General features: G+C 73.6%; 19 protein-coding genes. 8 read left to right on the top strand and 11 right to left on the bottom strand.

Going from position 1 to position 24,108, the window contains the following annotated elements:
- Window positions 1-141: 141 nt before the first annotated feature.
- Window positions 142-1,464 (bottom strand): phosphoribosylamine--glycine ligase, encoded by a 1,323-nt coding sequence (purD, locus tag A0J59_RS14855; RefSeq protein ID WP_064316615.1) that lies wholly within the window; start codon window positions 1,462-1,464, stop codon window positions 142-144.
- An 87-nt stretch (window positions 1,465-1,551) separates the two neighbouring features.
- The gene (locus tag A0J59_RS14850; protein ID WP_064316614.1) at window positions 1,552-2,838 is read right to left on the bottom strand and encodes an adenylosuccinate synthase; all 1,287 of its coding nucleotides are present in this window, start codon (window positions 2,836-2,838) and stop codon (window positions 1,552-1,554) included.
- A gap of 306 nt (window positions 2,839-3,144) precedes the next feature.
- Here A0J59_RS14850 and A0J59_RS14845 point away from each other — a divergent pair, with 306 nt between their 5' ends.
- Window positions 3,145-3,579 carry a DUF3151 domain-containing protein gene (locus A0J59_RS14845; protein ID WP_047233595.1) on the top strand — a complete coding sequence of 145 codons (435 nt, stop codon included), beginning with the start codon at window positions 3,145-3,147 and terminating at the stop codon, window positions 3,577-3,579.
- A 76-nt stretch (window positions 3,580-3,655) separates the two neighbouring features.
- A complete protein-coding gene (locus tag A0J59_RS14840; RefSeq protein WP_047233594.1) occupies window positions 3,656-4,018 on the top strand; it encodes an STAS domain-containing protein in 363 nt (120 codons plus the stop codon).
- Window positions 4,019-4,033: 15 nt separating this feature from the next.
- Here A0J59_RS14840 and A0J59_RS14835 read toward each other — a convergent pair whose 3' ends face one another.
- Entirely contained in the window at window positions 4,034-6,256 is a 2,223-nt protein-coding gene (locus tag A0J59_RS14835) for a SpoIIE family protein phosphatase (RefSeq protein ID WP_047233625.1), read from the bottom strand.
- Window positions 6,257-6,394: 138 nt separating this feature from the next.
- Here A0J59_RS14835 and A0J59_RS14830 point away from each other — a divergent pair, with 138 nt between their 5' ends.
- Complete coding sequence (locus A0J59_RS14830) at window positions 6,395-6,826, top strand: STAS domain-containing protein (protein ID WP_047233593.1); 432 nt, start codon at window positions 6,395-6,397, stop codon at window positions 6,824-6,826.
- Window positions 6,827-6,995: 169 nt separating this feature from the next.
- Here A0J59_RS14830 and fbaA read toward each other — a convergent pair whose 3' ends face one another.
- The 3 genes from fbaA to A0J59_RS14815 all read right to left on the bottom strand — a co-directional run bounded on the left by fbaA (window position 6,996) and on the right by A0J59_RS14815 (window position 9,732).
- Window positions 6,996-8,018 (bottom strand): class II fructose-bisphosphate aldolase, encoded by a 1,023-nt coding sequence (gene fbaA, locus A0J59_RS14825; RefSeq protein WP_047233592.1) that lies wholly within the window; start codon window positions 8,016-8,018, stop codon window positions 6,996-6,998.
- Window positions 8,019-8,128: 110 nt separating this feature from the next.
- Window positions 8,129-8,893, bottom strand: a complete 765-nt coding sequence (locus A0J59_RS14820) for a TrmH family RNA methyltransferase (protein ID WP_369799782.1) — start codon at window positions 8,891-8,893, stop codon at window positions 8,129-8,131.
- The gene (locus A0J59_RS14815) at window positions 8,890-9,732 is read right to left on the bottom strand and encodes an SDR family oxidoreductase (RefSeq protein ID WP_064316613.1); all 843 of its coding nucleotides are present in this window, start codon (window positions 9,730-9,732) and stop codon (window positions 8,890-8,892) included. Before A0J59_RS14815 ends, A0J59_RS14820 begins: the two co-directional genes overlap by 4 nt.
- A 112-nt stretch (window positions 9,733-9,844) precedes the next feature.
- On the opposite strand from A0J59_RS14815, the gene A0J59_RS14810 reads away from it, so the two are divergent.
- Entirely contained in the window at window positions 9,845-10,657 is an 813-nt protein-coding gene (locus A0J59_RS14810) for a VTT domain-containing protein (protein WP_313661642.1), read from the top strand.
- Between the two features lies 1 nt (window position 10,658).
- The gene (locus tag A0J59_RS14805) at window positions 10,659-11,432 is read left to right on the top strand and encodes an HAD-IIA family hydrolase (RefSeq protein WP_047233591.1); all 774 of its coding nucleotides are present in this window, start codon (window positions 10,659-10,661) and stop codon (window positions 11,430-11,432) included.
- A 77-nt stretch (window positions 11,433-11,509) separates the two neighbouring features.
- Here A0J59_RS14805 and A0J59_RS14800 read toward each other — a convergent pair whose 3' ends face one another.
- The 3 genes from A0J59_RS14800 to A0J59_RS14790 all read right to left on the bottom strand — a co-directional run bounded on the left by A0J59_RS14800 (window position 11,510) and on the right by A0J59_RS14790 (window position 17,517).
- Window positions 11,510-16,246: an HtaA domain-containing protein gene (locus A0J59_RS14800; protein WP_064316612.1), complete on the bottom strand. Its 4,737-nt coding sequence runs from the start codon at window positions 16,244-16,246 to the stop codon at window positions 11,510-11,512.
- 215 nt (window positions 16,247-16,461) lie between these two features.
- On the bottom strand, window positions 16,462-17,049 hold the full coding sequence (gene pyrE, locus A0J59_RS14795; protein WP_369799781.1) for an orotate phosphoribosyltransferase: 588 nt from the start codon (window positions 17,047-17,049) through the stop codon (window positions 16,462-16,464).
- Between the two features lie 60 nt (window positions 17,050-17,109).
- Entirely contained in the window at window positions 17,110-17,517 is a 408-nt protein-coding gene (locus A0J59_RS14790) for a MerR family transcriptional regulator (RefSeq protein ID WP_047233589.1), read from the bottom strand.
- 47 nt (window positions 17,518-17,564) lie between these two features.
- On the opposite strand from A0J59_RS14790, the gene A0J59_RS14785 reads away from it, so the two are divergent.
- A complete protein-coding gene (locus A0J59_RS14785) occupies window positions 17,565-18,500 on the top strand; it encodes an NAD(P)-dependent oxidoreductase (RefSeq protein WP_082919064.1) in 936 nt (311 codons plus the stop codon).
- A gap of 17 nt (window positions 18,501-18,517) precedes the next feature.
- On the opposite strand, the gene A0J59_RS14780 is transcribed toward A0J59_RS14785, so the two are convergent.
- The gene (locus tag A0J59_RS14780; RefSeq protein ID WP_064316611.1) at window positions 18,518-19,282 is read right to left on the bottom strand and encodes an SDR family oxidoreductase; all 765 of its coding nucleotides are present in this window, start codon (window positions 19,280-19,282) and stop codon (window positions 18,518-18,520) included.
- A 72-nt stretch (window positions 19,283-19,354) separates the two neighbouring features.
- Between A0J59_RS14780 and A0J59_RS14775 the strand changes: the two genes are divergently transcribed.
- Window positions 19,355-20,140 carry an exodeoxyribonuclease III gene (locus A0J59_RS14775; RefSeq protein ID WP_053369830.1) on the top strand — a complete coding sequence of 262 codons (786 nt, stop codon included), beginning with the start codon at window positions 19,355-19,357 and terminating at the stop codon, window positions 20,138-20,140.
- 57 nt (window positions 20,141-20,197) lie between these two features.
- On the opposite strand, the gene A0J59_RS14770 is transcribed toward A0J59_RS14775, so the two are convergent.
- Window positions 20,198-23,251: a carbohydrate binding domain-containing protein gene (locus tag A0J59_RS14770; protein ID WP_064316610.1), complete on the bottom strand. Its 3,054-nt coding sequence runs from the start codon at window positions 23,249-23,251 to the stop codon at window positions 20,198-20,200.
- 183 nt (window positions 23,252-23,434) lie between these two features.
- On the opposite strand from A0J59_RS14770, the gene A0J59_RS14765 reads away from it, so the two are divergent.
- Window positions 23,435-24,049 carry a DUF4190 domain-containing protein gene (locus A0J59_RS14765; protein WP_064316609.1) on the top strand — a complete coding sequence of 205 codons (615 nt, stop codon included), beginning with the start codon at window positions 23,435-23,437 and terminating at the stop codon, window positions 24,047-24,049.
- Window positions 24,050-24,108: the final 59 nt, after the last annotated feature.

The raw sequence follows: 24,108 nt of genomic DNA, 5'->3' as shown, positions 1-24,108 counted from the left end.
TACCCCAGGGCGCCGAACACGACATGGCGGTCGCCATCAGCGTGATAGCGACCGTCATGTCGTGCTCGACGGCGTGGGGTGTCGTGCTCGACGGGCGCCCGGGCGCGTTGGGATCGGGCCGGTGGGCCCGACGGCGGGGTGTCAGCCCGCGAGCGTGACCTCGCCCGCGGCGGCCTTCGCCGCGATGTCCGTGCGGTGGTGCGAGCCGGGGAGCACGATGCGGTCGACGGCGGCGTACGCCCGGCGGCGGGCCTCGGCCAGGTCCGCGCCGCGCGCCACGACCGACAGCACGCGGCCGCCCGAGGCGACCAGGCCGCCGTCGTCCGCGCGCGACGTGCCCGCGTGCAGCACGTGCACGCCCTCGACGTCCTCCGCCGCGTCGATGCCCGTGATCGGGTCGCCGCCGCGCACCGCGCCCGGGTAGCCGTGCGCCGCGACGACGACGGTGACCGATGCGTCGTCGTGCCAGCGCAGCGCGCCGATCTCGGCGAGGCGTCCCTGCGCCGCCGCGAGCATCACGGCGGACAGCGGCGTGGCGAGGCGCGTGAGCACCGACTGCGTCTCGGGGTCGCCGAACCGCGCGTTGAACTCGACGACGCGCGTGCCGCGGCTCGTGAGCGCGAGCCCGACGTAGAGCACGCCCACGAAGGGCGTCCCGCGCCGCGCCATCTCGTCGATCGTCGGCTGCGCGACGCGCGTGACGACCTCGTCGACCAGGCCCTCCGGCGCCCACGGGAGCGGGCTGTAGGCGCCCATGCCACCCGTATTGGGGCCGGCGTCGGCGTCGAACGCGCGCTTGAAGTCCTGGGCGGGGGCGAGCGGGACGACCGTCGCGCCGTCGCTCACGCAGAAGAGCGAGACCTCCGGGCCGTCCAGGTACTCCTCGACGACGACGCGCGGATCCTCGGGCGTGCCGTCCGCCGCGCGGCGCGGGGTCGCGAAGCACGCGGCGGCGTGCTCGAGCGCGGCCTGCCGGTCCTCGGTGACGACGACGCCCTTGCCCGCGGCGAGGCCGTCGTCCTTGATGACGTACGGAGCGCCGAACGCGTCCACCGCGGCCGCGACCTGGTCGACGTCGGTGCACACGTGCGCGAGCGCCGTCGGGACGGACGCCGCCGCCATGACGTCCTTGGCGAACGCCTTGGAGCCCTCGAGGCGCGCGGCCTCGGCGCTCGGCCCGAACACGGGGATCCCGGCCTCGCGCACCGCGTCCCCGACGCCCGCGACGAGCGGCGCCTCCGGGCCGACGACGACCAGGTCGACGCCCAGGTGCGTGGCGAGCGCGGCCACCGCGGCGCCGTCGTTCTGGTCGACGGCGTGCAGCGTCGCGAGGCCCCCGATGCCGGGGTTCCCGGGAGCGGCGTGCAGCTCGTGGGGCTCGGCGCCCGGGCGGTCGGCCTCGTGCGCGAGGGCGTGGACGATGGCGTGCTCGCGGGCACCGGTCCCGACGACGAGGATCTTCACGGGCGCCGAGTCTACCGAGACGGCCCGGACGCCCCACGGGGCGTCCGGGCCGTGGTCGGCGTACGTCGTCGGTTCAGGGACGGCGGCTCAGTGGATGAGGTCGTGCCGCGGGATGATCGCGTCGCGGCTCGGGCCGACGCCGATCGCGGAGATGCGCGTGCCCGACATCTCCTCGAGCGCGAGCACGTAGCGCTGGGCGTTCGTCGGCAGGTCCTCGAACGTGCGGGCGCCGGAGATGTCCTCCCACCAGCCGTCGAGCTCCTCGTAGATCGGCTTCGCGTGGTGGAACGCCGTCTGGTCGAGCGGCATCTCGTCGTAGCGGACGCCGTCCACGTCGTACGCGACGCACACCGGGACCTTCTCGAAGCCGGTGAGGATGTCGAGCTTGGTGAGCACCATGTCGGTGATGCCGTTGACGCGGGTCGCGTAGCGAGCGATCACCGAGTCGTACCAGCCGCAGCGGCGCGCGCGGCCGGTCGTCACGCCGTACTCGCCGCCCTGCTTGAGCAGGTACTCGCCGTTCGCGTCGAACAGCTCGGTCGGGAACGGGCCCTCGCCCACGCGCGTCGTGTACGCCTTGATGACGCCGATCACGGAGCTGATGCGCGTCGGCCCGACGCCGGAGCCCGTGAGCGCGCCGCCCGCGGTCGCGTTGGACGACGTGACGAACGGGTACGTCCCGTGGTCGACGTCGAGCATCGTGGCCTGCCCGCCCTCGAAGAGGACGTTCTTGCCCGCGTCGAGCGCCCTGTTCAGCTCGAGCGCCGTGTCCGCGACCATCGGCTTGAGCCGGTCGGCGTACTGCAGCAGCTCGGCCACGGTCTCGTCGACCGTGATGGCACGGCGGTTGTAGACCTTCACCAGCAGGTGGTTCTTCTGGTCGAGCGAGCCCTCGATCTTCTCCGCGAGGATCTTCTCGTCGAAGAGGTCCCAGATGCGGATGCCGACGCGGTTGATCTTGTCCGCGTAGGCCGGGCCGATCCCGCGGCCGGTCGTGCCGATGCGGCGCTTGCCGAGGAACCGCTCGCTCACCTTGTCGATCGTGCGGTGGTACCCCGCGATGACGTGCGCCGACCCCGAGACCAGCAGGCGGGAGACGTCCACGCCGCGCGAGATCAGGTCGTCGAGCTCCTGGAACAGCACCTCGATGTCCACGACGACGCCGTTCGCGATGACCGGCGTGACGCCCGGGGACAGGATGCCCGACGGCAGCAGGTGGAGCGCGTACTTCTCGTCCCCGATGACGACCGTGTGGCCGGCGTTGTTGCCGCCGTTGAACTTGACCACGTAGTCGACCCGGGAGCCGAGCAGGTCGGTCGCCTTGCCCTTGCCCTCATCGCCCCACTGGGCACCGACGAGCACCACGCCTGGCATGGAATCCCCACTTTCGCACTGCCTGTTCCTCGGGCCGGTCATGGTCGTGGGCGCACCGGCGTCCGGAGCGGAGCGGGCAGGTCGTGCCCGACGGCGCTGGGCCCGCGGGCCCGAGGCGTCACCCGGGCGGCAGTCACTCGGGGACCGGCGCCGAGTTTACCGGCCATTGACCTTTCGGGCGTCCGTCGTCCACGGCGCGTCCGCCGAGCCCGGGGATACCGAGGGGTTCGCGTGCCGAACCTGCCTGCATCCGCGGGCTCGGCACCTTCCGGTGCCGCGGCCACCCCGGGCGGGCAGAATGGGCCCATGAGCGACACGCACGCGAACCTCCTCGACGGCCCCGCGCCGGTCCGCCTGCCCGACGACTTCGCGCACGTCCGCGACGCCATCGCGGCCGACGGCGACCCGTACGAGATCGCCGGGCGCTCGCCCGCGAGCTCGCTCGCGTGGGCGTACCTCGCGGAGGACTTCCTCCACGAGAACGGGTCCCGCGGCGCCGTGACGGCGTACGCGTTCGCGCGCACCGGGTACCACCGCGGTCTCGACTCTCTCCGCCGCGCGGGGTGGCGCGGCCAGGGCCCGATCCCCGCCGACCACGTCCCGAACCAGGGCTTCCTGCGCGCGTTGCTCGCGCTCGCCGAGTGCGCGGCGTACCTCGGCGAGGTCGAGGAGGCCGAGCGCTGCGAGCAGTTCCTGCGCGACTCCGGCACGTCGGCCGACGAGGTCCGCGCCCTGCGCTGACCAGCCCGGGTCGCGCGACCGCCGTGCAGGGGCGGTGGACGCGCGACCCACCCGGGCGGCGATTAGAGTCGACGGCATGATCGAGATCGCCACGTCCCCCGCGACGACGACCCTCGTCATCGCCGGAGACCTCGATCTCGCCGAGCGTGACCAGTTCCCGGAGATCGCCGCGCGCGTCGTCGGGCTGCGTCGCCAGCTCCTCGTGATCGACATGTGCCGCGTGACGTTCATGGACTCCACCGGCGCGGCGTTCCTCATCTCGCTCGCGGACTCGGGGCGCAAGCGGGGCGGCGCCACGGTGCTGCGCGGCTGCGACGACCGCGACCTGTTCGTGCTGGAGGTCTGCGGGGCGCTCGAGCTGTTCCGCATCGACTCCGACCACCGCTGCGAGCCCGCGACGCCGCCGTCCGGCTTCGCGAAGGTCGAGCCCCCGGCCTGACGCTCCCGGGCGCTCCTACCGCCCCGACGGGCGCAGCGTGGCCCAGACGAGCTTGCCCGACGCCGTCGGGCGCCAGCCCCAGTCCGCGAGGCGCTCGACGATCTGCATGCCGAACCCGCCCATGCGGTTCGGGTGCCCGTCGGTCGGGACGGGCGGTGCCGGGTTGGAGTCCTCGACCTCGACGCGGATGCCGTCGCCGGTGTCGAAGAGGCGCAGCGCGAGGTGCCCCCAGCCGTGCAGCACCCCGTTCGCCACCAGCTCCGAGACGACGAGCTCCGCGTTCGCGCTGTCGCGCACGCCCCACGCCTGGCACGTGCGCACGACGGCGTGCCGGGCGCGCCCGATCGACGCGGGCTCGCTGGGCAGGAGCCACCGGCGGCTGCGCGGGCTCAGCACGACGGCCGACGCGTCGTGCACCGGGTCCGGGATGCGCACGACGACGAGCGCGACGTCGTCCTCGGGGGCGTCCGCGAGACGCGAGAGCAGCTCCTCGCCCACGCCCGCGGCGTCGACGGCCGTGACGGCCTCGGACGCCGCGACGAGCGCCTCGAGCCCCACCCGCAGCGCGCGGTCGCGGCGCTCGATGAGGCCGTCGGTGTAGAAGACGAGCGTGTCGCCCGGCGCGAGCGCCGCGACGCCCGTCGACCGGCTCCGGCCGCCGAACCCGACGAGCGCGCCCCCGGCGTCGTCGAGCTGCGTCACGGTGCCGTCGCGCAGCAGGAGCGGCGGCAGGTGCCCGGCGCGCGAGTACTCGATCCGCCACGCGTCCTCGGGCTGCGCGGCGTCCGGCTGCGTGAGCGCCGCGTACACGAGGCTCGCGGAGCGCGGGATGCGCATGCCCTGGACGAGCTGGTCGACGCGCTCGAGCACCGGCCCGGGCGTCGTGAGCTCGTAGGCGTACGACCGCACGACCGAGCGGAGCTGGCCCATCGCGGCCGCCGCCTCGACGTCGTGGCCCACGACGTCGCCGATCACGAGGCCCACGACGTCGGGCGCGATCTGGAGCACGTCGTACCAGTCGCCGCCCACCTGGGCGTGCTCCGAGTTGGGCGCGTAGTAGGTCCACACGTCGAGGCCGGTCACGTCGGCCTGCTCGGGCAGCATCGCGCGCTGGAGCGTCTCGGCGAGCCGGTGCTCGCGCGCGTAGAGCCGCACGTTGTCGATCGCGGTGCCGGCGCGGCGCGCGATGATCTGGAGGAGCGTGCGCACCCCCTCGCGCGCCTCGGCCTCCGTGCCCAGCCCGTGGAGCGGCGCGTCAGGGACGTCGCCCGTGACGAGCAGGCCGAGGATGCGCCGACGTCCCGGCACGGCGGTGACCGTCACGGAGCCCGGCCGGTGCGGCAGGCCCGAGAGCCGGTGGTGCAGGTCGCGCTGGAGCCAGCCGGAGGCCGACCACTGCGGGTACGTGGCGGAGAGGTCGAGGGTCACGGGGCCCTCGATGCGCCCGTCCAGGACGTCCTGGACGCGGTCCGGCACGTCGACGAGGCGCACGCGCGGCACCGACCCGGTGACGGCGGCGGAGTCACCGAGGGCGTCGGTCGTGTGCAGGCCGGGCGCGACGGGGAACGCCCCGGGCGTGTAGCGGCCGTGCCGCTGCCCGCGCCCGCTCGGGGGCGCGGCGGTGTCGACGCCCTCCGCGTACCGGAGCCCGTCGTCGTTGAGGTAGAAGCCGGCCCAGTCGACGACGTACCCGGCGAGGAGCTCGGTGATGTCGCGCAGCGCGTAGGGCTGGTCGAGGTCGGCGAGGAGGTCCGAGCTGCGGGAGACGACGTCGAGCACCGCGCGCTCGCGCCGCTCGAGCGCGAGCGACGCGACCTGGGCCGCGTACCGCTCGAGGTGCTCGGAGACGTCGACCTGCACGCCGACCCAGTGGGTCACGGTGCCGTCCGGCGCGGCGAGCGGGGACAGCGAGAGCTGCGTCCACACCGGCGAGCCGTCACGCCGCAGCGTGCGGACGGTGTGCGTGATCTCACGCCCTTCCGCGACGGCCGCGCGCAGCTCCTGGGCCTCCACCGGCTCGGTGAGGAGCGACTCGAGCACGCGCGGGCTGCGGCCGAGCACCTCGGCGGCGGCGAACCCGGTCTGGCGCTCGAACGCAGCGTTGACCCACACGATCGGCATCTCGTCCGAGCGCGGGCCGGTGACGAACATCGCGACGCCGGCACCCTCCATCGCCCGCGTGCACAGCTCCCGGACGTGCGCGGGCAGGTCGGTGCCGAGCCCCGGCGAGCTGCCCATCGTCACCTCCGACGGTCCGTGCGTCGATCGTCTGGATACGGACGCCACGGTCGCGTTACTGTCCCGACTGGACATTCAACCGTAGATTGGTGCTTCCCGAGACCGGAACGGGTCGGGACCACGCAGAGAGGAGCGCCGGTGCGCGAAGGTACACCCTCGGCCGCCGACCGTCCGGTCGGCGTCGCCGGCGACCCCGCAGGGGCGGGCGACCCCGCGAGCGTGCACGTCATCGTGGGGACGACGCGCGCCCGCATCGTGCTGTCGGGAGAGATCGACGCCGACCTCGGCGCCGACCTCCAGGAGGCGACCGCCGCGGCGGAGGACTCCGGGCTCCCGGTCGAGATCGACGCGCACCACGTGACCTTCATGGACTCGTCCGGTGTGGCGTTCCTCGCACGTCTCGCCTCGCGCGGCCCGCACCGGGTCCGCGTCCTGCGTGCCCCGCCGACGGTCCGGTTCCTCCTCGAGGTGACCCGCATCGGCGAGCTGCTCGACATCGTCGACGTGGACCCCGGCTTCGACCTCGACGAGCCCTCGGGCACGGGCGACGGCTCCGACGCCACGGACTGAGGTCGCCGCGCGCGCCGCACGGTCACGACCCGCCGGCACCGGTCACGACCCACCGGCACGACCTCACGTCACGGCCCGGCGTCACGCACCACGACGAAGGCCCCCGGTCCGTACGGACCGGGGGCCTTCGGTGCACCCGGAGCCGGCTCTCCGCCGACCCCTGCGGGCGTCAGCGGATCTTGTTGCCCGCCGAGCGCAGCTGCTGCGACGCCTCGATGATGCGGGCGGCCATGCCGGCCTCGGCCAGCTTGCCCCAGGCGCGCGGGTCGTAGGCCTTCTTGTTGCCGACCTCGCCGTCGACCTTCAGGACGCCGTCGTAGTTGGAGAACATGTGGCCGACGACCGGACGCGTGAACGCGTACTGCGTGTCGGTGTCGATGTTCATCTTGATGACGCCGAAGTCGACCGCGGCCGAGATCTCCTCGGCCGTGGAGCCGGAGCCGCCGTGGAAGACGAGGTCGAACGGGTTCGCCTTGCCGACCTTCGCGCCGACGGCCTCCTGGATCTCCTTGAGGATCTCCGGGCGGAGCTTGACCGCACCCGGCTTGTACACGCCGTGCACGTTGCCGAACGTGAGGGCCGTCAGGTAGCGGCCCTTCTCGCCCGTGCCGAGCGCCTCGATCGTCGCGAGGCCGTCCTCGACCGTCGTGTAGAGCTTCTCGTTGATCTCGGCCTCGTGGCCGTCCTCCTCGCCGCCGACGACGCCGACCTCGATCTCGAGGATGGTGCGCGCCGCCTGCGAGAGCTCGAGGAGCTCCGCCGCGATGGTGAGGTTCTCGTCCAGCGGGACGTCCGAGCCGTCGTACATGTGCGACTGGAACGTCGGCAGGCCGCCGTTCTTCACCTGCTCGGCCTCGATGGCGAGGAGCGGGCGGACCCACGAGTCGAGGTTCTTCTTGACGCAGTGGTCGGTGTGGATCGCGATCTGCACGGGGTAGTTCTTCGCGACCTCGCGCGCGTACGCCGCGAGCGCGAGCGAACCGGCGATGCGGTCCTTGACCGTCGAACCCGAGCCGTACTCGGCGCCGCCCACGGAGACCTGGATGATGCCGTCGGACTCGGCCTCGGCAAAGCCCTGGAGCGCGGCGGTGATGGTCTGCGACGAGGTGATGTTGACGGCCGGGTAGGCGAACGAGCCTGCCTTCGCCCGGTCGATCATCTCGGCGTAGACCTCGGGGGTAGCGATGGGCATGCGAAGCTCCTGTGGAGTCGTGCGGGGTGGACTGTCGGGTCAAAGTCTGGCATGGATGACAGCGCGGGCGTCAGGGCCGTTCGACCTGTGGTCGCCCGGTGACCACGGTTCTACGTGGGCGCGCCGTCCGGCCGCAGGTGCTGGGCCGCCCACGCGTGCAGGGCGATCGCGCCCGCCGCGCCGGCGTTGATCGAGCGGGTCGAGCCGTGCTGGGTGATGTGCAGGACGTCGCGGCACGCGGCGACCGCCTCGGGCGTCAGCCCGGTCGACTCCTGGCCGAGCAGCAGCACGCACGACGCGGGCAGCGCGTACCCCTCGATCGGGACGGACCCCGGGAGGTTGTCGACGCCCAGGAGGGGCAGCCCCTCCCCCGCGGCCCAGGCGGCGAGGTCGTCGACGGACGCGTGGTGGTGCACGTGCAGGTAGCGGTCGGTGACCATCGCGCCGCGGCGGTTCCACCGGCGCCGCCCGACGACGTGCACGCCCGCTGCGTTGAACGCGTTCGCCGTGCGCACCACGGACCCGATGTTGAGGTCGTGCGCCCAGTTCTCGATCGCGACGTGGAGCGACCGCCCCGGGTCGCGGCGCGCGTCGAGGTCGGCGACGACCGCCTCGACGGTCCAGTAGCGGTAGGCGTCGACGACGTTGCGCCGGTCGCCGTGCGCGAGCAGCTCGGGGTCGTAGCGGGGGTCGAGGCGCGACGCCCCGGGCGAGCCCCCGGGGTCCGGGACGCGCGGCCACGCGTCCGGCCCGCCGGGCCACGGCCCGACCCCCACCTCGCGCTCGTCGGCGCGCTCGTCGGTGCGCTCGCCGTCGGACCCGGCGGCGGGTCGCGTTCCGGGCGGCTCCGCGCGCACCCCGTCGGACGGCGTCACGCGCGCTCCCGGAGCCACTCGCGGTAGCTGAGCGTCCCGTAGCGGTGCTCGGGCACGAGGTTGTGGCCCGCACGGAAGAACTCGCCCAGCGGGCCGGGCAGCGGCACCCCGACGACGGGGCGGCGCGAGCCGTGCGCGGTGCGCCACGCGCGCGCCATGTCGTGCGCGTCGAGGACCTCCGGGCCACCGATCGTCACGGTCGTCGCGTCGGGGCCGGGTCCTGGCGCCCCGCCCGTGGGGGGCGTCCCCTCGGCGGCGTCGACGAGCGCCCGCGCGACGTCGGCGAGCGCGATCGGCTGGAACCGCACCCCGCGCGGCACGGGCAGCAGGCCGAGGCGCGCCCACCGGCCGAGCCGCCCGTCGCGCCCGAGGAACAGCTCGAGGAACTCGTGGAACTGCGTCGCGCGCACGACCGTCGTCGGCACGCCCCCCGCGGCGAGGACGCGCTCCTGCTCCGCCTTGGCGCGGTAGTACCCGTAGTCGCCCTGGTCGACGTTCACGATGGACAGCACGACGACGCGTCCGACCCCGGCGCGGCGTGCTGCCTCCGCGAGCCGCTGCGCACCGACCGTGAAGACCTTCATCGCCCCCGGCGACATCCCGTTGCTCGCGTCGACCACGGCGTCGACATCGGCGAGCGCCGCGTCGAGCGCGGCTGCGACCGTGCCGTCGTCGGGTGCGAGGAGGTCGACACGGTGGTGCGCCGTCCCGGGGACCCGCGCGCCGTCGTCGGGCGCGTGCCGCGACAGCACGCGTACGTCGTGGCCGCGCGTGGCTGCTTCCCGCACGACGGCGCGACCCGCCGCACCGGTCCCGCCCACCACCGCGATGCTCGCCATGGCGGACATTCTGCCGGTACCCGCTCCACCGCTCCGGCCCCGTGGGACCTTCACGGCCGGTGCACACCCTGCGTCGGGGTCGGCACCGCCGCCCCCACTACGCTGGTGACCCGTGAACACCCTCGCCGAGCTCGCCTCCGCCCTGCCCGGGGCCGCGCACGCCGCGAGCCTCGGTGCCGCGGGGCCCGTCGCCGCCCTGGGCCCGGACTGGATGGACCCGATGTCGCTCATCGAGCGCTTCGGCGACGCCGCGCTCGTGGGCATCGTCGTCGTGATCTTCGTCGAGACCGGCCTGCTCTTCCCGATCCTGCCGGGCGACTCGCTGCTGTTCACCGCGGGTGCGCTCGTCGCGCAGGACTCGCTCCAGATCAGCCTGCCCGTGCTGCTGGCCCTGCTCTTCGCGGCGGCGTTCCTCGGCGACCAGACGGCCTACCTCATCGGGCGCACCGTCGGGCCCAAGGTGTTCGACAGGCCGGACTCGCGGTTCTTCAAGCGCAAGTACATCGACCAGACCAACGCCTACTTCGAGAAGTACGGCGGCCGGACGATCGTCATCGCGCGCTTCGTGCCCATCGTGCGCACGTACGCGCCGGTCGCCGCGGGCGTCGGCAAGATGCACTACCGGCACTTCGTGGGGTTCAACGCGCTCGGCGCGCTGCTGTGGGCCGTGGGCCTCACGTGGCTCGGCTACCTGCTGGGGAACATCACGTTCGTCAAGGACAACATCGAGGCGCTCGTCCTGCTCATCGTCTTCCTCTCGGTGATCCCGATGATCGTGGAGGTCTGGCGCGGGCGCCGCGCCGAGAAGCGCGCCGCGGCGCTCGAGGCGCAGATCGCCGCCGACGCGGCAGGGACCGGCGGCGAGCACGCCGTCACCGAGGGCACGACCGCCGTCGGGCACGAGAAGGACGGGAAGGACGCCTGAGATGACGCGAGAGATCACGAGCTGGCTGACGGACATGGACGGCGTGCTCGTCCACGAGGGGCACGCGATCCCCGGTGCTCCGGAGTTCGTGCGGGCGCTGCGCGACAAGGGCCGCCCGTTCCTCATCCTCACGAACAACTCGATCTTCACGGCGCGCGACCTGCGCGCGCGCCTCGCGACGTCGGGCATCGACGTCCCCGAGGAGTCGATCTGGACGTCGGCGCTCGCGACCGCCCAGTTCCTCAGCGACCAGATCCCGAGCGGCAGCGCGTACGCGGTCGGCGAGGCGGGGCTGACGACGGCGCTCTACGAGGCGGGCTACACGCTCACCGAGTCGGACCCGGACTACGTGGTGCTGGGCGAGACGCGCACGTACTCGTTCGAGGCGATCACCAAGGCGATCCGGCTCATCCTCGGCGGCTCGCGGTTCATCTGCACCAACCCGGACACGACCGGGCCGTCCCAGGAGGGCCCGCTGCCCGCGACGGGTGCCGTGGCGGCGATGATCACGGCCGCGACGGGCCGCAAGCCGTACTTCGTCGGCAAGCCCAACCCCATGATGTTCCGCTCGGCGCTCAACCGGATCGACGCGCACTCGGAGAAGACGGCGATGATCGGCGACCGCATGGACACCGACGTCGTCGCGGGCATCGAGGCCGGGCTGTACACGTACCTCGTCATGACGGGGTCGACGAAGATGTCCGACGTCGACCGGTTCCCGTTCCGGCCGAGCAAGGTCGTCGACTCCGTCGCGGACCTCGTCGACCTGGTCTGACGCTCCACCGGCACCACATGCGACGGCGCCCGGTCACCTCGTGAGGTGACCGGGCGCCGTCGTGCGTGGGCGGTGGCTCAGGCGAGCGTGACCGCCTGCGCGCGACCGGCGCGACGGCGCCGCACGGTGAGGATCGCCCCGCCCGTGAGGAGCAGGGTCCCGGCGAGGAGCGCGAGGCTGCCCGCGTCCGTCCCGGTCGAGGCGAGCGCACCGGAGTACGCGTCGCACTCGACGTCGCCGCCGACCGGGAAGGTGAACGTCACGGGCGAGAGGGCCGTGCCGGCCTCGTAGAACCCGGCGAACGCCTTCGCCCCGGCGGCCGTGAGAGTCGCGGGAGCGCCGCTCCACGTGATCGTGGAACCCGACGTCGACTTCTTGCCCGACAGGTCCAGGCTCGCGAACGCGACGCCGCTCGACGAGGACTTGTCGCCCTCCATGTCGCTGCTCTGGACGTCGACCACGAGCGTGCCCGACGACCCGTCCACGACGACGCGCGGGTTGCTGATCCGCAGGTCGAGGATGCCCTCGTGGCCCGAGAACGACACCGAGCCGCCGAAGCTCGCGCGCCCCTTGCCGAGGTCCGTGTTGAACGAGCCCTTGCCGCCGCTCCACGCGAACGCCGAGCCAGAGTCCTGCACGCCGCTCGTCGAGACCGAGCCCTTCGCGATCGGACCCGTCACGTACGCGCGGAACCGGTCGCTCACGCCCCACGAGAGGGTCGCACCGTTGACGCCCTGCGCGAAGCACTGCTGCCCCACCGCGCTGCCCGAGCCCGTGCCGGTGCCGGTCGTGCCGGCGCCGACGATCGTGAGGGGCGCGGACGCCGTGTGGTCCGCACCGATCAGCAGCAGCGTGTGCTCGCCCGGAGCGACGTCCTTCGGGATCGTCACCGTCGAGCTCGCGGCGCCGCCCGCGTTCGCGGTGACACCCGTCGCGAGCGTGCGCGGCGTCGAGCGGATCTCCGTGCGGATCCCCGCCTCGTGCGCGCCGAACCCGACGCCGCTGATCGTGACCTCGTCACCCGGACGGGCCTGCGCCACCGAGAGCGTCGCCTTCGCCGGGTCGGCCGGCGTCCCCGGCGTCCCGGTGCCCGGGGTGCCGATGGTGCCGCCGCCACCGGGGGCGGTGGACGCCGCGCCGACGGTGAACGTCACGGGGTCGAGCGCGGTGCCCGCCGGGTAGAAGCCGGAGAACGCGAGCGAGCCGTCGGCCGTGAGCGTCGCCGCAGCCTTCGTGTAGGTCACGGCCCCGTCGCCGCTCGTCGTCGGCGCACCGAGCGCGAGCGTGGCGACGACGACGCCCTTGCGGTCGAACGTCGAGCCGTCGAGCCCCGTCGAGCGCGCGTCCACGAGCAGGCGACCCGCCCCGGGGCCGGTGACGTCGACGACCGGGTTCGTCAGCGCGAGGTCCAGCGCGCCCGAGTGGCCCGTGAAGCGGACCGTGCCGGAGTACTTCACGCTGCCCCGCCCGCTCGCAGCGGTCCACGTTCCGCCGTCGGCCTGGCCGAACTGGAAGAGTCCGTCGACCACGGCAGCGCCGGACGACGTCGTCGCCCCGCCGCCCGCGACCGGGCCGACGATGTAGCTGCGGAACGACTCCTTGACGCCCCACGTCAGGGAGCCCGCCGTCGTCGGGACCGACGGCTTCGCCGTCACCGTCACCGTGACGGGCGACGAGGCCGAGCCGACGAACGCGGTGCTGTCCGACGGGACGAACGTCGCCGTCACGGCGTGCGACCCGGCCGCGAGTCCGGTCGCCCGGTACGACGCGACGCCGTCGACGACCGTCGCCGTGCCGAGCTTCGTGTCCCCGGCGGTGAAGCGGACCGCGCCGGCCGCCTGCGGGGTGACCGTCGCCGTGAACGTCACGGCCGTGCCCTCGACGACCGAGGTCGCCGAAGAGGCGAGCGCTGTCGTGGTCGGCCGGGCCTCCGGCGCGGGCTGGCGTACCGCGACCGGGGTGAACGTGTCGAGGCTGCGGTCGGTCGCCGAGAGGCCGTGCGCCGCCGACGTCGCGACCACGTACTCCTTCGACGGGTCGAACGAGCCCGCCGGGACGGTCAGCGTCGTGGTGAACGCGCCGTCGACCACCTGCTGCGGCATGACCCAGCCGAGCTGGAGCCACCCCGTCGCGACGAGCGGGCCCGAGCCGTCCCAGATCGACTTCTCACCGACCACCACGTACGCGCCGAACCGCGCGCCGTCGCCGACGAACCCGGTGCCCGAGACCGTGAACGTGTTCTCCACCGCCGGGTCCACCGGGGCCGACGGCGACACCGTCACCGTCGGCGTGGGCTCCGGAGCCGGGGCCGTGACGGTGAGCGTCGTGCTGCCCGTCACGCCGAGCTCGGACGTCACGACGACGGGGACGGACCCCGCGGCGTCGCCCGGGACGGCGAGCAGGATCGTGGCGCCGTCACGCGAGAAGGTCGCAGCCTTTCCGCCGAACGTCACGCCCTTGACGACGTCGCCCTCGACGAGGCCGTCCACGGCGAGCCGCACGGTGCTGCCGGCCTCGACCGTCGTCGTGGCGGGCGTCACCGTGAGCGACGCGGGGGCGTCGAACGCGACGGGAGCGAAGAGCTCCTGGTCCGCGTTGGTCACGCCGCCGGCGCCGTACGTGTAGACGCCGTACCGGCCGCCGTCGAGCTGGCCCGGGCTCTTCACCACGAGGCGTGCCTCGAACGTGCCGTCCGCGGCGATGTCCGTCCACTGCGCACGGATCACGGACTGGTACTGGGCGGGGACCTGGTCGAGCACCGGCTCGGCGAGGGCCCACGCCTGGGACCCGACCTTGCGCGTCGACGACGCGGCGCCCTCGGACGGGCGCCACTGCTCGGTGAAGCTGCCGAACACGACGTACGTGCCCTGCGGCAGCGTCGCCGGGATCGGGACGCCGCGGCCACCGATGTTCGCTGCGGGGTCGAAGCCGGATCCCTTCACGACGATCGTGTCGCCCACCGAGACCTCGGCGTCGCCGAGCGGCGTCACGCCGTCCTCGGCGAAGACTGCGATCTCCGGCTCCCAGACGGGGGCGGCGGGCTCGGTCGTGAACGCGACGGGCGCGTAGAGTTCCTGGGCGGCGTTGACCGTCCCGCCCGCGGCGTAGGTATACACGCCGTAGCGGCCGCCCTCGAGCTCGAGTTCGCTCGCGACGAGCTCGGCCGTGAACGTGCCGTCCTCGGACAGCTCGGCCCACTGGCCGCGGATCGCGGTCTGGTAGCGCGGGTCGACCTGGTCGAGCGCCGCGGACGCGAGCGCCCACTGCTGCGACCCCGCCTTGCGCGCCGACGACGCGACGCCCTGCGACGGCCGCCACTCCGGCGCGAACTTGCCGAACACCACGTAGGTGCCGGCGGGGATGCCCCCGGAGATCGGCGGACGGTTTCCGGCAGGCGCGACGTTCGCCTCCGGATCGAAGCCCGAGCCCTTGACGACGACCGTGTCGTCCGGGCGCACCGGGGCGTCGCCGAGCGGGGTGGTGCCATCGGCGGCGAACAGCTCGATCGACGGCTCCCAGCCGGGCTCCGGGGTCGTGGCGCCCTGCACCGCGACGGGCGTGAACGTGTCGAGGCTGCGGTCGGTCGCCGAGAGGCCGTGCGCGGCCGACGTCGCGACGACGTACTCCTTGGCCGGGTCGAGCTTCCCCGCCGGGACGGTGAGGGTCGTGGTGAACGCGCCGGAGCGCACCTGCTGCGGCATCACCCAGCCCTGGGCGAGCCAGCCGCTCGCGACGAGCGGGCCGTTGCCGTCCCAGATCGAGGCGTCTCCGAGGAGCACGTACGCACCGTTCGCGGCGCCGGCGCCGACGAAGCCCGTGCCGGAGATCGTGAACGTGGTGTCGACCGCGGGGTCCACCGGGGCCGACGGCGACACCGTCACGACCGGGTCGGCGACCGGCTCGGGCTCAGGCTCCGTGACCGGCTCCGACACCGTGTGCACGACGGCGCCGGAGGCGGACCCGACGAAGGCCGCCGGGTCGGTCGGCTCGAAGGTCGCGCTCAGCTCGTGCGCACCGGCGGCGAGGCTCGCCGTCTCCAGGCGCGCGACGCCGTCGGCCACCGGCGCGGTGCCCAGCACGGCGCTGCCGTCACGGAACTCGACCGTGCCCGCGGCGGCAGGCGCGACGGTCGCGGCGAGCGTCACGGTCGTGCCCGCGACGGAGGTGCCCGCCGGCGTCACGGCGAGCGTGGTCGTCGTCGCCTGCGCCGGGGCCGCCGGCTCGGGGGACTCGACGCGCGCGGTCAGCGTCGCGATCGGCTTGCCCGCGTACGACGAGAAGTAGGAGGAGACGTCGCCGAGCGACGCCGCGACGGTCCCGTTCGCCACGAACGTCACCTGGTCGCCGTCGCGCGTCGCCGACACCGCGACGTCCGCGACCTTGGCGCCGTCGCCCGCTCCGGCGTTCACCGTGCCCGCGAAGTCGGCGTAGAGGACGCCGGTCGTGGGCCCGGTGAGGTCGAGGCGCAGGTCGGAGACGGTCACGTCGAGCGCGCCGTGGTGGCCCTGGTAGCGGGTCGAGCCCCCGAGCCGCACGGAGCCGATGCCGGACCCGTCGTCGTAGGTGCCGGACGCCGGGCCGTAGGAGGACTGGCCCCCTTGGAGGGCCGGCGTGACCGTGCCCTGCGCGATCGGGCCGGTGACGTACGACGTCCAGGAGTCGACGAAGTTCCAGGTGGCCGAGCCGCCCGTCACGTCGGACGGGGCCGCCTGCGCGGGAGCCCCCGCTCCCGCGACGGTCAGGCCTGCGGCGAGGGCCGCGGCGAGGAAGGAGGCGAGGCCGCGGCGGACGCGTCTCGACGATGAAGTGCGCACAAGGTCTCCCGTGCTGGTCCGGGCGAGGTCCCGGCGGGAGCGGGACCGACGACGCGGAGCGTTCTGACGCTCCGTCGTGACGGACCATATAAGGCTCGCCTCACCAAAGCAAGGTAAGGCTGACCTATCTCGGTGTGACGCGTGCCTCGTCGCGCGGCTGCTCGCACGACGACGCCCCGTGGCGTGGCCACGGGGCGTCGGCGGGAGGACCGGGATCAGGCGAGGCCGAGGTCTTCCAGGCTGAAGAGGAAGTGGTACGGCACGCCGAGCGCCTCGATCTTCTCGCCCGCGCCCGTCGCGCGGTCGACGATCGTCGCCACCCCGACGACCTCGCCACCGGCGGCGCGCACGGCCTCGATCGCCGTGATCGGAGACCCGCCCGTCGTCGTGGTGTCCTCGACCACGACGACCTTGCGGCCGGCGACGTCCGGGCCCTCGATCTGCCGCTGCATGCCGTGCGCCTTGGCCGCCTTGCGCACGACGAACGCGTCGAGGTCCTGCCCGCGCGAGGCCGCGGCGTGCAGGAGCGCGGTCGCGATGGGGTCGGCCCCGAGGGTCAGCCCGCCGACGGCGTCGACCTCCGCCGTCCCGAGCCCACGCTCCTCGAGGAGGTCGAGGAGCTGGTGCCCGATGAGCGGCGCGGCGCGGTGGTGCAGCGTCACGCGCCGCAGGTCGACGTAGTAGTCCGCCTCCTTGCCGGAGGAGAGCGTCACCCGGCCGTGCACGACGGCGAGCTCACGGATGAGGGCGAGCAGCTGCTCGCGGGGCGTGTCGGCGAGCGTCGAGCCCAGATCACTAGTCACGACGGCCAGGGTAGTCGGCGGGGCGCCGCCCGTCAGGACCGCCCGGGCGTTCCCGGCCCCTCACGCGTGGACCGGCTCCACCGGGCTCGCGCCGAAGGGCCCGTACGTCGCGCCGCCCACCCGCTCGGCGTCGTCGATGTAGCGGACCAGGGCCTCGCGGGACCGGGTCAGCGTGTCGATCTGGTCGTCCACGCGATCCAGCCGCGCCCGCAGGGCGGTCAGCAGCTCCGGGCATCCCACGAGCTCCGGAGCCTCCCCGGTGGCGCACGGCAGCAGGTAGCGGATGTCCTCGGTGGACAGCCCGGCGTCGAGCAGGTGCCGGATCTGCCTCACCTTCACCAGGTCGGCTTCGTCGTACCGGCGGTATCCGCCCGCGGTACGGTCCGGTTCCAGCAGCCCCTGGTCCTCGTAGTACCGGAGCTGGTGGGCCTTGACCCCGCTCCGACGGCTCAGCTCTCCGATGTGCACGACGCCCCCTTGACCTTCAGACCGGTCTGAACGTCGACCATGCTGCCATGGCACACCACACGAGCACCCAGACCAGCACCGAGACCAGCACCGAGACCAGCACCGAGACCAGCACCGACGTGACGATCGTCGGCCTGGGGCTGATGGGCAGGGCTCTGGCAGACGCGTTGCTGACGGCGGGGCACCGGGTGACGGTCTGGAACCGCACGGCCGCGAAGGCGGAGGGACTCGCCGCCCGAGGTGCGCGGCTCGCCGCCTCGGTCGCGAGCGCGGTCCTCGCGAGCCCCGTGAGCATCGTCTGCGTCGCGGACTACGAGTCGCTCCGGCAAGCGTTCGCGTCGGTCTCCGGGGAGCTCGACGGCCGGGTCCTGGTCAACCTGACCTCGGGCGACCCGGAGCAGGCCCGCGAGCTGGCCCGGTGGGCGGACCAGGCAGGCGCCCGCTCGCTCGACGGCGCGATCATGGCGGTCCCCTCGACCATCGGCACCGCCGACGCGGTCATCCTGCTGAGCGGTTCGAGGGCGGCCTTCGAGACCCACCAGTCCCTCCTCGCCGCACTCGGAGACGCGACCTTCCTCGGCGACGACCACGGCCTGTCGGCGCTGTACGACGTCGCCGGCCTCAGCGTGATGTGGGGCGTCCTGAACGCCTGGCTCCAGGGGGTGGCGCTGCTGAGCACCGCCGGCGTCGACGCGTCCGCCTTCACGCCGTTCGCGGCGCAGGTCGCGCAGGAGACGGTCGGGTGGCTGCCCGGATATGCCGCCCAGATCGACCGCGGCTCCTTCACGCCCGACGACGCGACGCTCGCCACCCACGCGGGCGGGATCGCCCACCTGGTCCGCGTGAGCGAGAAGCTGGGCGTCGACGCGGAGCTCCCGCGGCTGTTCGGGTCGGTGGTGGCCCGCGCGATCGCCGCCGGCCGGGCGGAGCTGAGCTACGCCGCGCTGATCGAGCAGCTCACCCCGGCGCCGGGCGCCTCCTGACGAGCGAGGCCGCGCACCTACCGGTACTTGCCGATCGCCCGGACGGCCGAGCGGGGCATCGCCCGCAGCGCGGCCGACGCGACGCGGTAGCGCACCGACGGGGTCGAGATGACGACGCCGCGCCGCACGTCCGCGAGCGCCGTCGCGACCACGCGGTCGGCGGCGAGCCACGCGAGGTCCGGCAGGACGGACTTGTCGATGCCGGCGCGGTCGTGGAACTCGGTGTGCGTGAAGCCCGGGCACAGGACGGTCGCGGTGACCCCCGTGCCGTGCAGCTCGACGGCGAGGCCCTCCGTGAACGAGCGCACCCACGCCTTCGCCGCCGCGTACGTGCCGCCGGCCGTGAGGGCGGCGACGGACGCGACGTTGAGGATCGCGCCGCGTCCCCGCTCCGTCATCTGCCCGGCGGCGGCGTGGGACAGGACCAGGACGGCCCGGACCATGACGTCGAGCGCACGGAGCTCGACGTCGAGGTCGCCGTCCACGAAGTGCTGCTGGGTCGCGAAGCCCGCGTTGTTGACGAGCAGCCCGACCGGCCGCTCGTCCGGGCCCCCGGTCGAGGCGAGGCGCTCGGCCACGCGCGCGACGTCGTCGGGCACGGAGAGGTCGGCCGGCAGGACCTGGACCCGCACGCCCGCGGCGGCCCGGATCTGGCCCGCGACCTCCTCGAGGCGCGCCTCGTCGCGCGCGACGAGCACGAGGTCGTGCCGCGCCGTGGCGAGCTGCCACGCGAACTCCAGGCCCAGGCCGGCGCTCGCGCCGGTGATGAGTGCTGTCGCCATGGCCACAGCCTACGGGCGGCGGCGCCCGGACCCCGCCGCCACACGGACACCGACGTCGGTACGGTGGAGCCCGTGCGCCTCGCGACCTGGAACATCAACTCCGTCCGTGCCCGCGTCGACCGGGCGGTCGCGTTCCTCGAGCGGACCGGGACCGACGTCCTCGCGCTCCAGGAGACCAAGTGCGCCGACGCCCAGTTCCCCGTCGCGCCGTTCGAGGCGGCGGGGTACGAGGTCGCGCACGTGGGCGTGAACCAGTGGAACGGCGTCGCGGTCGTCTCGCGCGTCGGCCTGGACGACGTCGAGACCTCCTTCCCGGGCCAGCCCGCCTTCGGCGAGAAGGTCGAGGCGCGCGCCCTGGGCGCGACGTGCGGCGGCGTGCGTGTGTGGAGCCTGTACGTCCCGCACGGCCGCGAGGTCGGCGACCCGCACTACGCGTACAAGCTGCGCTGGCTCGACGAGCTGCGCGGCCGGGCCGAGGGCTGGCTCGCGGACGACCCCGCGGCGCAGGTCGCCCTGGTCGGGGACTGGAACGTCGCGCCGCTCGACACCGACGTGTGGGACGTCGCGTACTTCGCGGGCAAGACGCACGTGACGCCCGCGGAGCGGGACGCGTTCGCCGCGTTCGGGGCAGCCGGGTACACCGAGGTCACGCGCGAGGCGCTCCCCGCCGAGCACACGTACACGTACTGGGACTACCAGCGGCTGCGCTTCCCGCGGAACGAGGGCATGCGGATCGACTTCGCCTACCTCTCCCCCGCCGCGCGCGCCCGCGTGACCGGCGTGACGATCGACCGCGACGAGCGCAAGGGCAAGGGCGCGTCGGACCACGTGCCGGTCGTCGTCGACCTCGAGGACTGAGCGGCTGTCCCGCCCGCGGCGCACGGCCGCGGGCGGGACGGTCGAGGCTCTCCCGAGCTACTTCAGGTACGGCCCCGCCTGCCCGACCTTGCCCGGCGCAGGGTTGCCCGGGAGGTCGAGGACGTAGGCGCGCAGGTTGCCCTTGCCCGGTGCGGGGACGGTCAGGGTCCCGGTCGTCACGACCTTCCGGTCGCCCGTCACGGCGTCCACGTAGGTGCCGTTCGGGACGCGGGAGAAGGTCGCGGCGTCCGTCACCGTGACGAGCACGAAGCTGTCCACGGCACCCTCGGTGAACCGGCGCTTGTACGCCATGTTCCCCTGCACGCCGACCGTCGAGTACTGCCCCTTCTGGAGCGCCGGCACGGCGCGACGGATCTGGTTGAGCCGCTGCACGTGCTGGACGAGCGGCTTCTGGAGCGTCTGCGCGACCGCGCCCGACGCGGACTCCACGACGCCGAAGTCGCTCGCCACGACGTCGCCCGCGAGGTGGTCGCCGTAGTACGCGCGTCCGGTGGTCGCGAGCGGGCACGTCGGCCCGCAGTCGATCGGCTTGCCTGCCTGGAACTCGATCTCCGAGCCGTAGTAGAGCGTCGGGATGCCCCGGAACGTCCACATGAGGCTCATGTTCTCCGCCCACGCGTCGGTGCCGCCGGCGTAGCGCACGGTCGACTTGTTGGGCCCGTAGTCGTGCGAGTCGACGTACACGACGTTGTACGTCGCGTCGTTGTACGAGTCGTCCGAGTCCTTGCCGTTGTGGTACGCGTTGCCCGCGTCCCCGAAGTTCATGTGCATGCGCATGTCGATGACGTTCATGCCCGAGAACTTCGAGTGGTCGGGCGCGTGGTACGTGTTGCCGTCGGCGCCCCCGAGGAACGCGTTGTCCGACGTCGGCTGGTTGCCCGTGCCCAGGAGGTTCTCGTACTGGAACTGCTCGGCGGCGGCCACGACGTCGTCCAGGGAGTACTCCTTGCGCTCCTTCCACGTGTAGAACTGCGCGGAGTGGTTCACGGAGCCGCGGTTCCACTTGTCGTTGACGAACGCCGCGACCTCGCCGAAGACGTAGAAGTCCTTGCCCTTCTCGCCGTGCGTCGCCACGGCGTGCTCCTGGATCGCGGGCAGGAAGTGCCGGTTCCACATGACGCGCGGGACGTGCACGGCGGTGTCGACGCGGAAGCCGTCGACGCCCATGTCGATGTACCGGTTGTAGGCGTCGATGAGGTACTGCTGCACCTCGGCGTTCTCGGTGTTGAAGTCGGCCAGGTCGTCGTGCAGCCAGCAGTCCTGCGCGTCCTTGCCCTCCCAGTTGCCGATCCAGCACTGGTGGTACGTGCTCTTCGGGAACATGCCCGACGTGGGCGAGGGCCACTGGCAGTGGTAGATCTGAAACCCCTCCGGGCTCTTGTACTGCGTGGGCGTGCCGAACCCGGAGCACGTGCTCCCCGCCGGGGCGGTCGTCGACCACAGGTCGCCGTTGTACGTGCGGCCCTTCGCGAGCGCGTTCTGCGCGGCGGTCAGGGTCGGGTCGTTCCCGTCGTTCTCCTCCATCGGGTCGTACTCGCGGCCCTCCTCCTTCGCCGAGTACATCCAGTCCCACTGCCCGTCGCGCGCGCCCCACACGGTCGGCACGAACAGGCCCTTGGCGCCCCAGCGCGACGAGTGGTTGTACACGACGTCCTGGTAGATCTTGATGCCCTTCGCGTGCGCCGCGTCGATGAGCTCCTGGTAGGAGGCGCCCGGCGTCTCGAGGCGCGGGTCCACCCGGAAGAAGTCCCAGCCGTGGTAGCCGTGGAAGTCGTAGTCGGACCGGTTGAGCACGACGGGCGTGATCCAGATCGCCGAGAAGCCGAGGCCCTTGACGTAGTCCAGCTTGTCGATCAGCCCCTGGAAGTCGCCGCGGAACATCGGGTCGTCGTTCGCCGCGTTGCCCGACTTCACGTGCTGGGACCCGCCGCGGTTGTTCTCGCTCACGCCGTCGTTGAAGCGCGCGGTCATGACGAAGTAGATCGCGTCCTCGCGCGGGTCCCCGCCGAGCGGCTCGCCCGTCGTGCCCGGGTCGACGACGGGCTTCGTCCCCGTCGTGACGACGACGGGCGCGCTCGCCGCCGAGCGGTTCCCGGCGGCGTCGACGGCCGTCACGGTGTACGTGTACGAGGACCGCTCGAGCAGCCCGACGTCCGTCGCCGACGCGGTCGTGACGTCCCGCGTCACCGGGCCCGCTCCTCCGGTGCGGGTGAGGGTGTAGCCGGTGACGGCCGTGTCGTCCGTCGCGGCGTCCCACGTGACCGTCACGCGCACGCCGTCGGCCGTCGCGACGAGCCCGGACGGGACGCTGGGCGCCTGCGTGTCCGGCTCCTCGGGGACGTCGGGACCGCACGGGCTCCCCGCGACGGGCGCGAGGACGCCGCCCGAGACCGTCTGCGGTCCCGCGGTGTAGCGGTAATTGGCTCCCCCGTTGTTGTCCCAGCGCCCGGCGCCGTCGTTGAAGACGACCTGGCCGCCGCTCGCATCGCCGAGGTCGATGGTGTGCGCGAACCAGCCCGCGCACGCGGCGGTCATCGGCGTGCCCGGGACGCTCGTCCACGCGCCCGAACCCACCTGGTAGTGGATCTTCGGCGCGGCCCACGACGTCGCGTAGTAGATCGTCGCGGTGGGGTCGGCGGGGTCCGTGGGGTCCGTGGGATCGGTGCCGCACGGCGACGCGCCCGACGTGAGCGCGCCGTCCCGCACGACGACCGTCCCCGCGCCCGCGCGGTAGTTGGCGCCCCGGTTGTTGTCCCACGTCCCGGCGCCGTCGTTGAAGGTGAGCTGCACCCCGGACGCCGCGCCGAGGTCGATCTCGGCCGTGAGCCAGCCCGCGCAGGCGTCCGCCATCGGGACGCCGGGGACCGTCGTCCACGCGGCGCCGTCGACGCCGTAGTGGACGTTCGTCACCGTCCAGCCCGGGCGGTCGGGGTAGAAGACGGTCGTCGTGGCCGTCGTCGCGGTCGCCGCGGTCGTCGTCGTGCTCGGCGCCGCGACGGCGCTCAGGCCGGCCGCCCCCGGCAGGGCGACGGCGAGGGCCAGGGCCCCCGCCAGGCGTGCCCGCGATCTTGCGAGCCTCGTTGTTCGCATCCGTGATCCTCCGTGTCTGTCCCGGCGTCGGTGCCGGGACGTCGGCCGCCGGTCCGCGTGCCGCCGTCGTGGAGGACGCACCCGGCTGTACCGTTGCTGCAAGATGTAGCAATATCTGCGACGGCTTACAAGAGCCTGTTCATACGGCGGACGGCGCGCCGCCCCCGTCGCTACGGTGTGTCCATGACCACGCCCCCCGTCCCGCCGTACGGGTCGCCCGACGAACCCGTCGACCCGTACGCCGCCCCGCGCCCGCACCAGCCGCCGCTCACCCCGTACAACCCGCCGACCGACGCCGGCGCCCCGGCGCCGGAGCAGGGCGGTTTCGTGGCACCGTCCGGGGCGGGCGGCGGGTACCCGGGCACACCGGCACCCGGGACGGGAGCCCCCTACGGTGCGCCCGCCGCTCCGGTCGGGCAGGGGTCGCCCTACGGCCCGGGCACCGCACCCGCCTACGGCTCCGCACCGGGCGGCGGGTACCCGCCGTCGGACCCGTCCGCCTACCCCGGGTCTCCCGGCTACGGCGCCTACCCGCCCCCGTACGGGTCCGTGTACACGGCGCCGCCGCGGACGAACGGGCTGGCGCTCGCGTCGATGATCGTCTCGATCGCGAGCCTCGTGCTCTGCGCGGGCTTCCCCGGGATCGTCGGCCTCGTCCTCGGGATCGTCGCGCTCAACCAGGTGATGCGCGACGGGACGCGCGGGCGCGGGTTCGCCGTCACCGGGATCGTCGTGGGGGCCGTCTGCACGGCGTTCGCGATGCTCATCGTGCTCGCCGCGACCCTGAGCGACTCGTAACCGTGGCCGACGACGACCTCTTCGCCCCGCCCGGCGGCCCGGCCGACCCGCCCCGGCCG

Source organism: Cellulosimicrobium sp. I38E (assembly GCF_001647255.1).
Taxonomy (GTDB): Bacteria; Actinomycetota; Actinomycetes; order Actinomycetales; family Cellulomonadaceae; genus Cellulosimicrobium; species Cellulosimicrobium cellulans_E.
The sequence above is the reverse complement of the archived record's forward strand: the minus strand, read 5'-3'. Positions and strand labels throughout refer to the sequence as shown.